General features: G+C 46.2%; 11 protein-coding genes. 4 read left to right on the top strand and 7 right to left on the bottom strand.

From position 1 onward, the window contains the following. Positions 1-79: 79 nt before the first annotated feature. From ACX0G9_RS02580 to ACX0G9_RS02560, 5 genes are all read right to left on the bottom strand, one after another. Positions 80-550: a RidA family protein gene (locus ACX0G9_RS02580; protein WP_459063282.1), complete on the bottom strand. Its 471-nt coding sequence runs from the start codon at positions 548-550 to the stop codon at positions 80-82. A 50-nt stretch (positions 551-600) separates the two neighbouring features. Next, positions 601-1,851 carry an alkaline phosphatase family protein gene (locus ACX0G9_RS02575; protein WP_459063281.1) on the bottom strand — a complete coding sequence of 417 codons (1,251 nt, stop codon included), beginning with the start codon at positions 1,849-1,851 and terminating at the stop codon, positions 601-603. A 92-nt stretch (positions 1,852-1,943) separates the two neighbouring features. Beyond that, the gene (locus tag ACX0G9_RS02570; protein WP_459063280.1) at positions 1,944-2,126 is read right to left on the bottom strand and encodes a hypothetical protein; all 183 of its coding nucleotides are present in this window, start codon (positions 2,124-2,126) and stop codon (positions 1,944-1,946) included. Further along, a complete protein-coding gene (locus ACX0G9_RS02565) occupies positions 2,116-2,700 on the bottom strand; it encodes a zeta toxin family protein (protein WP_459063279.1) in 585 nt (194 codons plus the stop codon). Before ACX0G9_RS02565 ends, ACX0G9_RS02570 begins: the two co-directional genes overlap by 11 nt. Before the next feature lie 65 nt (positions 2,701-2,765). Further along, entirely contained in the window at positions 2,766-4,880 is a 2,115-nt protein-coding gene (locus tag ACX0G9_RS02560) for an endonuclease MutS2 (protein ID WP_459063278.1), read from the bottom strand. 80 nt (positions 4,881-4,960) lie between these two features. On the opposite strand from ACX0G9_RS02560, the gene ACX0G9_RS02555 reads away from it, so the two are divergent. Beyond that, positions 4,961-5,083, top strand: a complete 123-nt coding sequence (locus tag ACX0G9_RS02555; RefSeq protein WP_459063277.1) for a hypothetical protein — start codon at positions 4,961-4,963, stop codon at positions 5,081-5,083. A 212-nt stretch (positions 5,084-5,295) separates the two neighbouring features. Beyond that, complete coding sequence (msrA, locus tag ACX0G9_RS02550) at positions 5,296-5,958, top strand: peptide-methionine (S)-S-oxide reductase MsrA (RefSeq protein ID WP_459063276.1); 663 nt, start codon at positions 5,296-5,298, stop codon at positions 5,956-5,958. A gap of 4 nt (positions 5,959-5,962) precedes the next feature. Here the strand turns inward: msrA and ACX0G9_RS02545 are convergent, their stop codons facing one another. Then, the gene (locus tag ACX0G9_RS02545) at positions 5,963-7,474 is read right to left on the bottom strand and encodes an ABC transporter substrate-binding protein (RefSeq protein ID WP_459063275.1); all 1,512 of its coding nucleotides are present in this window, start codon (positions 7,472-7,474) and stop codon (positions 5,963-5,965) included. Positions 7,475-7,654: 180 nt separating this feature from the next. Here ACX0G9_RS02545 and ACX0G9_RS02540 point away from each other — a divergent pair, with 180 nt between their 5' ends. Both ACX0G9_RS02540 and ACX0G9_RS02535 read left to right on the top strand, forming a co-directional pair. Further along, entirely contained in the window at positions 7,655-9,334 is a 1,680-nt protein-coding gene (locus ACX0G9_RS02540) for a M1 family metallopeptidase (RefSeq protein ID WP_459063274.1), read from the top strand. 10 nt (positions 9,335-9,344) lie between these two features. Further along, positions 9,345-10,853, top strand: coding sequence for a lipopolysaccharide biosynthesis protein (locus ACX0G9_RS02535; protein WP_459063273.1), 1,509 nt, complete (start codon positions 9,345-9,347; stop codon positions 10,851-10,853). Positions 10,854-10,881: 28 nt separating this feature from the next. On the opposite strand, the gene ACX0G9_RS02530 is transcribed toward ACX0G9_RS02535, so the two are convergent. Then, a complete protein-coding gene (locus ACX0G9_RS02530) occupies positions 10,882-11,637 on the bottom strand; it encodes a C40 family peptidase (protein ID WP_459063272.1) in 756 nt (251 codons plus the stop codon). Positions 11,638-11,826 lie beyond the last annotated feature (189 nt).

Below are 11,826 nucleotides of genomic sequence, written 5' to 3'. Positions count from 1 at the left end.
ACAGTCACAAGGGCCGGATAGGCCCAGACATTCGTTATAAGCGCATGGAGAGTTACTTTTTAGAATAACTCCCATGCGCTTAATGCAATTCAAACAAGGCTTCGATCTCAACAGGGATATTATTGGGAAGGGATCCCATGCCTACGGCACTTCTTACACCAACCCCCAGATCTTCTCCCCAGATACTGACGAATAATTCACTACAGCCATTGATCACATAGGGATGCCGGTCAAATTCCGGAACGCAGCCAACCATACCCAGCACTTTAATCACTCTTTTTACTTTATCCAGGCTGCCAAGATGAGCCTTGATCGTAGATAAAATAGTGAGGCCAACCTGGTGGGCTGCCAGTTTGCCCTGTTCTGCATCCAGATCTTCTCCAACGCGCCCTACGATCAGGGTTTTATCATCCCGTACGGGACCATGACCTGATACATATAAGTATTTACCATCTACCAGACAGGGTTTGTATACGCCCATCGGAGTCGGGGCCGGAGGCAATATTACCCCTAATTCATTAAGTCTTTGTTCAGCAGTAAGGTTTGACATTGAAAATGAGAATTTTGATTTCGGATAATTTTGATTTCGAAAGTAAGAAATTATTTCAGGATGCCGTGTAATACCTCAGGCGAGCCATCTATTTTTTCGGTAACAGGCAAACCCAGGATGGTCGCTATCAGCGGATATACATGCACGTTATCGAATGGGAGTATTTTCACATTTTCCTTAAAAGCAGGCCCCCAGGCATAAAATATGGCCTGCATATCGGGCAGTGCATTATCAAAACCATGCATGCCGGCCAAGGGTTTCCTTTTATTGATGTTAAATACTTTCGGAAATTTGGAAACCAGTACGATATCGCCCAGCCGTTGATATCGGTCATCCGCCGTCCGGTAATGCCAATCTTTGGGTGTGCCGCCCGGCAGATATACATCGAAATCCACTGCCATTTTTTTTAAGGCTTTATACGTTGGCTGGATATCCTCTTTGTCTTTTGCATAAATATTCAATACGGCTTCCTCGACGGGAATGATAAATTTAGCCGTATCGATCACCGAAGGAAGAGGAAGGTTATGGACGGTGTCTTCATCGGCTATACCATGATCCGACAAAAAGATGAAATTGACCGGGAGATGGAGGGAATCCACCACCCGCACCATTTTCGCTACGCAATTATCCACCAGGTGAACGGCCTGTTCCGTCTCCCGGGAATCAACCCCGTGATGATGTTCCTCATGATCCACCTGGGGAAGATAGAAGGTGATCAAATGCGGCCTTGTTTCAGCGGGCAGCGTCAGCCAGTCCTTAACCGCCTGTATGCGGGTGTCGATATCGATATTGGTACTGAACCGGTAATAATAGGTCGGCTTGATCCCTTGAATCGCCGCTTCCGAACCTACCCAATAAAAACTGGCAGAGAGAAGATGCTGCTTTTCGGCCAGCACCCAGATCGGGGTGCCGCCATACCAGGAACTGTCTTCCACTGCTTTACGATCGGCGATCCGGTAAACGGCGTTCTTTTGCCGGTCATAAAAGGCATTGGATACGATACCATGATGCGCGGGGTACAGGCCGGTAGCTATGCTGTAATGATTGGGAAAGGTCAGGGTAGGATAAGAAGGCCGCATAGAACCGGCTGCCACCCCTTTGTCCCGTAATTCCTGTAAATGAACGGCCTGGTATTTGTCGGCCAGGTCATACCGGAAACCATCTGCGGAAATAAGGATAACATAAGGTTTTTGCTGCTGTTCTGCACTATTCACGCGGCCGGGAACGATCTTTTGCGTGGTATCGGACTGAGCGAAAAGGAAGACAGGCGTAAAAAAAAACAGAAGGGCAATATTCTTCATGGAGGAAAGTTATGACACAAAAATAGAATCCAATTGAAATTGAATGGCATTAACAGAGGGAAGAAAATAAAGTTGCTTATTATTAAATCTTTTTATTGAGGGAGGGCTTGGAGAAGGTCTTTAGCCGGAATACTTTTGAATTTCCCATCTTTGTCAGCGACTACTAAATCCTCATTGTTAGCTGCACTTATTTCAGCCAATTTCCGTAAAGCTTTTCTCATGCCGAGAAGAACTTTTTCAGACAATTCATCAATACTGAGCTTATTATCTTTCATGTTGTTCACTTAACTTCAAAAGACTTAGCCAAATATCGTCATTTATTATCGTTTTTCCAACCCCTTCCCCACTCTTCGCTATTATTTCAGGTACCAAATCCATATTATCAACTACCAGCCATGAATTACAAACCGGGATGTATAAATTTATCAAATTATAAATCCCTCTGTAATATCTGCGTTCAATGATATCATCGGGAATATGATGGCCACCCTTCCGCACACGTTTGGCGACTCTTTCTTTGGCAAATGCCGGAGAATTTAGCCAAAAGAAAAGAAGGATTACATTATAGCCCTTTTCCTGTGCTTTTTTTATCAAAGAGACATAACTGCGCGTTGCCAGGGTTGTTTCGAAGGCAAAATCGGCCTTATCGTCCAGTAATTCATGAATACGATTCAACATAATCCGGCCTGCCTCAAAAGCAACGCTATCGACATTAAAGGGAGAAAGTCCCGCCGCAATACTGTCCGCATTTACAAACTCACGGCAATTCAACATCTCTGGAAGAATCGTATAACTGGCGGTTGTTTTGCCTGCTCCATTACAGCCAGCGATGATATAGAGATCAGGCATTTAATGAATCATTTGATTTCACGATATGAACAAGTTTCCGATCTAAAAGTTTACACTAAAATCAATCAATTCTCTTCTTCTTCCTGGGGTTTGTCGCGTACTACGATCAAATCGGACAAGTCGACGGTAATAGGCACCAACCTTACCTGGACCACCGCTTTTTTCCCCCGGATCTCTTTGACATTCCCTACCTGGTGATTTTTTATCATCATCACCTTATCTCCTATCTGTACATCGCCACCGAGTTCCTCATATTTGGCATCGAACTTCTTTTTTACTTTTTCATTCCCCTGTTTTGCCTGCTGCTGAAACAGAAGTACCTGCATCTGCCGGATCACCTCACCTTTATCTTCCGTCTTCCTCCAATCGAAGATAACCTGCCGTAGTTTGCGTTCCATTTCCTTAAGATAGGTTATCCGCTCTTCGGTGATCTTGTTCTTATGTTTTTCCAATTCCACCTGCTGCTGGTGTTTCTCTCGGTGAATGACCGTCTCCATTTCCTTTTTCAGCCGCTCATTTTCCCTGACCAATTTGTTCAGTTCCTTTTCCCTGATCTCCAGATCCCTCAGGTCCTGTTCCGTACTGTTCAAAAGTTTGTCGAGGCGAAAATGATCTTCGTCTACCAATGTTCTGGCCCGCTGGATGAGCCGTTGCTCCAGCCCGATCCGTTCGGCAATGGAAAATGTATAAGAGCTGCCGGGTTTGCCGATGATCAGTTTGTACAGGGGTTGTAAATTGGCTTCATCGAAAGCCATGGCTCCGTTGATGACTCCTGGCGTCTTATTGGCCATTACCTTCAGATTCAGGTAATGGGTGGTAACGATCCCGATGGAATGCTTTTTTACGAGTTCTTCCAGGATGACCTCTGCAAAAGCCCCTCCCAGGTTTGGATCGCTGCCGCTACCCAATTCGTCGATGAAGAACAGGGTCTTCCCATTGGCATTTTCCATGAAGTATTTCATGTTCTTCAAATGAGAACTATACGTACTCAATTCGAACTCCAGGCTTTGGGTATCCCCTATATGGATCATGAGCTGCCTGAAGATTCCCAGTTCGGAATCAGGATGAACAGGGATCAGCAGACCGCTCTGGATCATCAGTTGCAGCAAGCCGACCGTCTTCAGCGTTACGGTCTTTCCTCCTGCATTCGGCCCCGATATGACCAGCAGCCTTTCCTTTTCGTTCAGGGAAATATTAGTGGGGATAGTAGGCTTCTGATTTTTCCGGTTATACAGATATAACAATGGATGATAGGCCTGCCGGAGAAGCACATGCGCTTTATCGACCAGCAGGGGAAAACTGGCGTTCATGTCAATGCCCAGTCTGGCCTTCGCCCTGATAAAATCGAATTCCCCGAGGATGTCATGCCACTGCATCAATAATGGGGCATGTACGGATAACTGGGCGGTCAGTTCCCGGAGGATCCTGTATACTTCCTTACTTTCCGCATGCTCGAGTGAAAACACATCGTTATTTAGTTCAATGGTCTCTTCCGGTTCGACAAAGGAAGTCCGCCGGGTATCGCTTTCCCCATGCAAAATGCCCTTAACCTGCCTTTTGTGTTCGGCAAAGATGGCCACCACTCTCCTGCCATTCAGGAAAGATTCCTCGATATCCGCTACATAACCGGATTTGGCCAGTTTGGAAAGGACCCTGTCAAACAAACGTCTCAGTTCATTTCGTTTGCGGAACAGGCTTAGACGGATGTTAGCCAGTTCTTCGGATGCATTGTCCCTTACGATCCCCGTTTCATCAAGGACCTCATCGATCCTGCCCATGATACTTTTTTCGTATTGGGTATGCTGAATGACCCTGACCAGGGCCGGATTAGCGACCTTCCTTTCGGGATCGAACCACCGGAAAATGCTCTGTATGCTTTCTGCCAGTTTACGGATCTGAAGGAACTGGTCGCCAGCCAGCACCGCTCCGGGAATCCCCAATAATTTCAATTCCCGGGCCAGGTTCAGGGTATGATCATTCGGAAAATACTGTCCGTTCTGCAGTATCATTTTATATTCATGCGCCTGCCGTAATTCCAGTTCGATAAATTCCTTCCGGGTATGTATACGCAGATCCGCAGCCTTGGTACGGGCATACTCCGTATTTGCCAATGCAGCCAAAAGGGCTTTTATTTTATCAAATTCCAATTGTGTTAACGCCGATTCCGGAAAAATTCTCATACCCGAGCTCCTGAAAGATTTATTTTTTAAAGAGCAGCAAAGGTACGCCAATCCAATGTCTGTACCTAACCGGCGACTACATGGCTATCGATCTTTTCCACCCACCGGGCCATGGTCACTGTTTCCACCTGGCGGGGAAAGATCCTGAAAATCAACACGGAATGAACCTTCCGATCACTATCGGCGCAGCCATCCGGCAGTAAGGATACCTGATAATTCCTGAAACAGCCCCCCTGTATTTGTCACAATTGCCGATAAACCGGAGCTGTTAACAAACATTTAAATCCTTAGGATTGTCATATAACGTACATTAATAGTTTCGCGGGAGCAATACCTTGCCGGAGGAATGGAAGAGTGGCGGCATTTGATGAGAAATGCAGCATTTGAAGGGTAGCAAAAAATATTATTCAAAAAAATGAACAGAACTATGACCATTTTATCGGTATTCGCATCGTTGGCCTTATTGTCGGCTTCCTGCGAGCCATCTGTTAAACCAACTGTCGACAATATGCATGAAGAGATTATTCCGAACGGGAAAAAAACAGAGACAGCAACTTTTGCAACCGGATGTTATTGGTGTACGGAAGCCGTTTTCCAGGAGCTAAAAGGGGTAATAAAAACCGTTTCCGGGTTTTCGGGAGGACAAGTCTCCAATCCCTCCTATGAACAAGTCTGTACCGGCACGACCGGGCATGCCGAATGTATCCAGATCACTTACGATCCGGCCATCATCACCTATGACGAACTGCTGGAAGTTTTCTGGGAAGCGCACGATCCAACCACGCTGAACAGACAAGGTAACGACGTAGGTACCCAATACCGCAGCGCCATTTTCTACCACAACGAAGAACAAAAACTGAAGGCCGAACACTATAAAGAGGAGCTGAATAAGAGTAAAGCCTATGACAAACCCATCGTTACGGAAATAACGGCCTTTACCAAGTTCTACCCGGCCGGGGATTATCACCAGAATTATTTTAATACCCATGGCTCACAGCCTTACTGTTCTATCGTGATCCGTCCCAAGGTGGAAAAATTCGAAAAGGTGTTCAAGGATAAATTGAAGCCCAAAAAATAAACCCCTAATCCAGGCGGACTTGCCGCAGTTCCAACAGATTAAGGGCATTGGGCTCCAGTCCTTTTACCCAGGGATTGACAAGCCGGATCACTTCGTCATACCACAACGGAACGACAGGGGCATCATCGATGACCATCTGATCCATTTGTCGGTACAAACCTGTTTTCAGGGAATCGTTATCCTCCAGCAGGGCTTTCTCATACAATCGATCAAAAGCCGGATTGTTATACCTTGTATAATTCGGAGGCGCAGGATTTTTGGAATAAAAAACGCTCAGGTAATTTTCGGCATCCGGATAGTCGGCGATCCAGCTTCCCCTGAAAAAGAGGGCCTGCGAGCGGGCAGTTTGTTCCAGCAATAAACTTTTTTGAACCACCTCGACATTTATGGTAAATCCCAGTTCTTCCAGTTCTCTGGCAATGAAGCTGGCAAAATCGGCATAGATCGCTACCGTTAATAATTTAATGGGGGGTAAGGGCTTGCCATCGGGGAACCCGGCAAAGGCAAGCAGTTTCCTTGCCTTTGCCGGATCAAAGTGATAGCCCCTGACCAGGGAAGAGTCGAAGGAAGGGAGACCGGCCGGCACAAAACCACTTTCCGCTGCCGTCCCCAGCGAATTGCGCAGATATAACATCATTTTGCGGCGGTCAAAACCATAATTGATTGCTTGTCGGACCGCTCTTTGCCTTAAGGGGGAGTGACGCAATAATTCATTGGCCGTATCAACAAGAATCCCCAGGTATTCCGTATTGAGGTAGGGATGCACAGACAAACGGATCTTGCCTTTCCATTGAGCCTTTAATTCGCCTTTTTTGCTCAATACTTCATCTTTAAAAGAGGCATCGATCTCATTGACAAAATCAAGCTGTCCCTGCCTGAATAATAAAAACTCGGTCGCTTTATTATCGAAAAAACTCACCTTGACCGCATCCAGGTAAGGAAGACGCTGGCCGTTACTGTCTTTCTCGAAATAGTGCTCATTCTTCACCAAAATAAGGGCCTGCCCTTCCTCCCAGGATTTAAACCGGAAAGGTCCGGTCCCGCACGGATGATTGCGAAAATCCTTGCCATATAAGTAAACAGCCTCCTGCGGAACGATGGAACAATATTGCATGCTCAGGACACCCAGGATCGGATTAAAAGGGCTGATCAGCTTTAGCTGAAAAGTTGTATCGTCCAATGCCCTGAAGGCGTCTGTGGAGTCTATCCGGCTATTAAAGATCCAGGCTCCGCTGCTGGCCGTTTGCCTGTCGATTATACGGGAGAAGCTATAAACCACATCCGCGGCCTTCATTTTTCTTCCTTTACCACCCGGAAAAGCGGGATTATCGTGGAAAAATACATCGTCACGCAAATGAAAAATCCAGGTACGTTTGTCTGTCGAAAGTTCCCAGCTTTTTGCCAGGGATGGAACGATATGAAGATCCTTGTCCGTCCCGACCAGTGTATTGTATAATTGATGGACAGGCCACATGATGGCGCGGTTCTTGGCAAAAGCAGGATCCAGAGTGGCCATTCCATCCGTTTCGTTATATTTAAAAACGGTTTTCCCCTGGTGGGAGGAAGGGCTTGAACAAGCTGAGAGAAGAAAGCTGCAAACCGCGAAGAAAGAGCCTGATTTTATGAATGGGATTGTAAAATGTTTATTTATCTTCATTTTTGTATCCTGATAATTGCTAATATTTAAAAATATATAATGATCCGCATAAGTCTACTGGCCCTGGGGCTCTCCTTTTTTATCTTTCCGTTCTGCTTCGCGCAAAAAGATAATGAATTTACCCATGCAGACACCCTGAGAGGATCAATTACTCCGGAAAGGGCCTGGTGGAATGTGTTACGGTACGATATCCGGGTCACTCCGGATTATGAAAAAAAATTCATTACAGGCGTAACCGAAATCAGGTTCCAGGCGCTCGGATCAGGGGAGACCCTTCAGCTCGATCTGCAGGAACCCATGCTGATCCAATCCATACACTGGCGCAATATACCATTGAATTTCATAAGAGAGGGAAATGCCTTCCATGTGCATTTTCCCCAACCGATCCCAAAGGGAGATACCGGAACCCTGGTGGTGAATTTCGGAGGCCACCCCCGTGTTGCCGTACGCCCACCCTGGGATGGAGGCTGGATCTTCACCAAAGATAAACTCGGCCGGCCCTGGATGAGCGTCGCCTGTCAGGGGCTGGGCGCAAGCGTGTGGTATCCATGTAAGGACCATCAGAGCGACGAGCCCGACAGCGGCGCATCTTTACGTATTACGGTACCGGACAGCCTGGTAGCCGTTGGGAATGGCAGACTGACGGGAAAAAAGGAAAACCAGGATGGAACGGCTACCTATACCTGGTCCGTCGTGAACCCGATCAACAATTATAATATTATTCCCTATATCGGAAAATACACGCATTGGCATGAAGACTTTGCCGGTCTGAAAGGTAAACTGGATTGCGATTACTGGGTTCTGGACTATGACCTGGAAAAAGCACGCCAACAATTCAAACAAGCCGATACCATGCTGCATTGTTTTGAGTCCTGGATGGGCCCATACCCTTTTTATGAGGACAGTTATAAATTGGTGGAGGCTCCTCATTTAGGAATGGAGCACCAAAGTGCGGTCGCCTATGGCAATCATTTTGAGAATGGCTACCTGGGACGTGATCTATCCGGAAGCGGTTGGGGTTTGAAATGGGATTTCATTATCGTCCATGAAAGCGGACATGAATGGTTTGCCAATAATATTACCACGAAGGATCTTGCGGATATGTGGGTGCACGAGAGTTTTACCAATTATTCGGAAACCTTATATACTACCTGTCTGTATGGAGTGGAAGCCGGCAATGATTATTGTATAGGCACCCGCAAAAATATCCGCAATGACAAACCGATCATCGGCGCATACGGCGTGAATAATGAAGGTTCGGGAGACATGTATTATAAGGGTGGAAATATGCTGCATTCGATCAGGCAAATAATCGGGAATGATTCTGCCTTCCGGGATCTCTTACATGAATTAAATGCTACCTTTTACCATCAAACAGTAACTACGGAGCAAATTGAACGATATATCAGTCAATTTGCCCATAAGGATCTTTCCAAAGTATTCGATCAATACCTGCGGACTACGAACATACCCGTCTTCCAATATAAGGTGGACCGCAAAAAATGTCTTAGTTATCGCTGGACAAATTGCGTTAAAGGTTTCGATATGCCGCTAAAGGTATATTTCAGCGATCCGGGACCTTCGGGTCAGGAGAACTATCCCGGAAAAAATAGCCAATGGATCACGCCAGACGAAAAATGGCAGACCTTACCCAACCCGACCGGAAAGTCACTAACGGTTGACCGTAATTTTTATGTCACGGTAAAAAAACTGGGTTAATTTTACGCCCATGAGCACCATCAGGCGGCAAAGTATCATTTCTTCGGCTATCGTTTATCTGGGTTTTGCCTTAGGCTTTTTGAATACGATCCTTTTAACCAGGGAACATGGCGGTTTTACCGCCAGTCAATATGGGCTTATTTCACTTTTCGGGGCAATAGCCAATATCATGTATTCCTTCGCGAATCTGGGTATGCAGGCCTATATATACAAGTTTTATCCCTATTACAAAGACAACCTGCCGCCGGAGAAGAATGATATGATGACCTGGGCTCTTTTGAACAGTATCCTGGGTTTCATCGGAGTGATCTGTGCAGGTTTGATCATTAAAGATCTGGCTATCCGAAAATTCGGCGCCAATTCCGCCGACCTGGTCAGGTATTATTACTGGATTTTTCCATTCGGTCTTGGGCTGACCTTGTATTCCCTGCTGGAAGCCTTCGCCTGGCAGCTGAAAAAATCAGTACTTACGACCTTTCTCCGGGAAGTTCTTTTCAGGGTATTCATTACCTTGCTAATCCTGCTTTCCCTGACGGGAATACTCGCAGGTTTCGATACCTTTATTAAGATCTATGCCTTTTCTTACCTGTTGCTGGCCCTGATCATTCTGACCATCCTGGTAAAAACAGGCCAATTACATTTTTCATTTTCCCCCAGCCGGGTAACCAAAAAATTCCTTTCCAGGATAAGGACTTTGGCGTTGTTGGTCTGGAGCGGCAGTTTGGTGTTTACCGTCTCCTCTTTTTTTGCCCAGATCGTTATCGCCGCCGTCGTGCCCAACGGTCTGGCCTTTGCAGGAGTATATACCCTGGCTCAGTTCATTGGCAGCCTGATGCAGGCGCCCCAGCGGGTTATTATTGCAGCCTCGGTCGGCCCTTTATCCCAGGCATGGAAGGATAAGGATTATGTAAAGATCAACCGTATCTATCACAGTTCCTCCATTAATCAACTGATCTTTTCCGTAGGCATGTTTGTCCTGATCTGGATCAATTTTACCGATGCCGTTCTCACCGTCCCTTTAAAAAGAGAATACCTGGATGCCCAATATATTTTTCTGTTTATCGGCCTGACCCGGATAGTGGACATGGGGACCGGGCTGAACAGCCATATCATCGGTACATCGACCTTCTGGCGTTTTGATTTTGTCACCGGTATGATCCTGCTGGCTCTCACTCTTCCCTTAAATTATTTCCTGGCTAAGGAAATGGGAGCTATCGGCCCTGCCATTGCCGATCTTTTTTCTTTCGGTGTTTATAATGCTACGCGGTACGTGTTCCTTTACCGGAAATTCGGCATGCAGCCTTTTTCGCAAAAATCATTATACACTTTATTGTTAGGCGTGGCGACTTATTTTATCTGTCATGCCTTTTTCGCCGGCCTTTCCGGTTATCCGGGGCTCTTTACCAGAAGTATAGCATTTATTGGTCTGTTCGGCGGAGGAGTACTCGCATTACGGTTATCCGATGATATTATCCCGGTATGGAAGACGATAAAGAAAAGATTGGGAATGAAGAAATAAGCATAGAAGCAGCATATAATTCAGATGCTTAATTGGAAACCTGCCCCGGGGAAGCCTGAGCTGGTAAAACCGGAATAGGCACAGGCACCTGATCGCCCATTCTTCCTGCTCCGATAAACCGTTTGTTATAGTATCCTTCGTTCATATCGCTGATCATCACACCGGATATGGAAGCATGAACGAATTTATTATTACGAAGATATACGCCTACGTGAGTAACAGCCCTGTGTTTGCCAAGGGTGTGAAAAAAAACCAGATCTCCTTCCTGTAATTCATCCCTGCGGATCCTTTTGGTGGCGGCATATTGCTCTTTAGCCGTCCGGGGCAGTGTGCCCAGGCCATATACGGCTGTCATAAGGGAGTAAGCAAAAGCGGAACAATCGATACCCTCTTTGGAGGTCCCTCCATAATGATAACGGGTGCCATACCATTCTTCCATAAAATCCAGCAACCGCTGGTTCTTCATTTCCTCTACCCCGGCATCTTCCAGGATCGCATATTTGAATTGCAGGTTGGAAAACTTTTCCAGGGAACCGGAAGTATTTTTCTCTCCTGCACTGTTGTAAACGGAAGTAGTTCCAACCGTATTAATGGTTTTGCCTTGCTGGCCTTCCGGCTTGATGGAAATATTATTAATGAATTGGATCGACGAACCGGAAGCGGGCGAAGCTGATGAACTAACCGTTGAAGAAGAGGAAGATGCCCTCGATGAAGAGGACCGCAACGTGTTACAACTGGTTGCCAGGAAAACCAGTGACAATATGAATATGAGATTTTTTAACATATTTTCCACTTAACCCCGACCCCAGGTTTGATGACTGAGGGTCTGGTAATAGAATATTGGCACTATTACAAAGGTAGGGATAACTCCACAAAAACGTTGCCAATTTGTCATTATTGTCTGTTTTGGGTGTTGGAAGTCCTTCGGCGGGTTGATCGGTGATGTCATTATTCAGGTTGGAGCCGGGAAAGG

The sequence above is a fragment of the Flavitalea flava genome (genome assembly GCF_054461575.1).
Note: the sequence above shows the minus strand (reverse complement) of the source record. Positions and strands in the feature narration are given on the sequence as shown.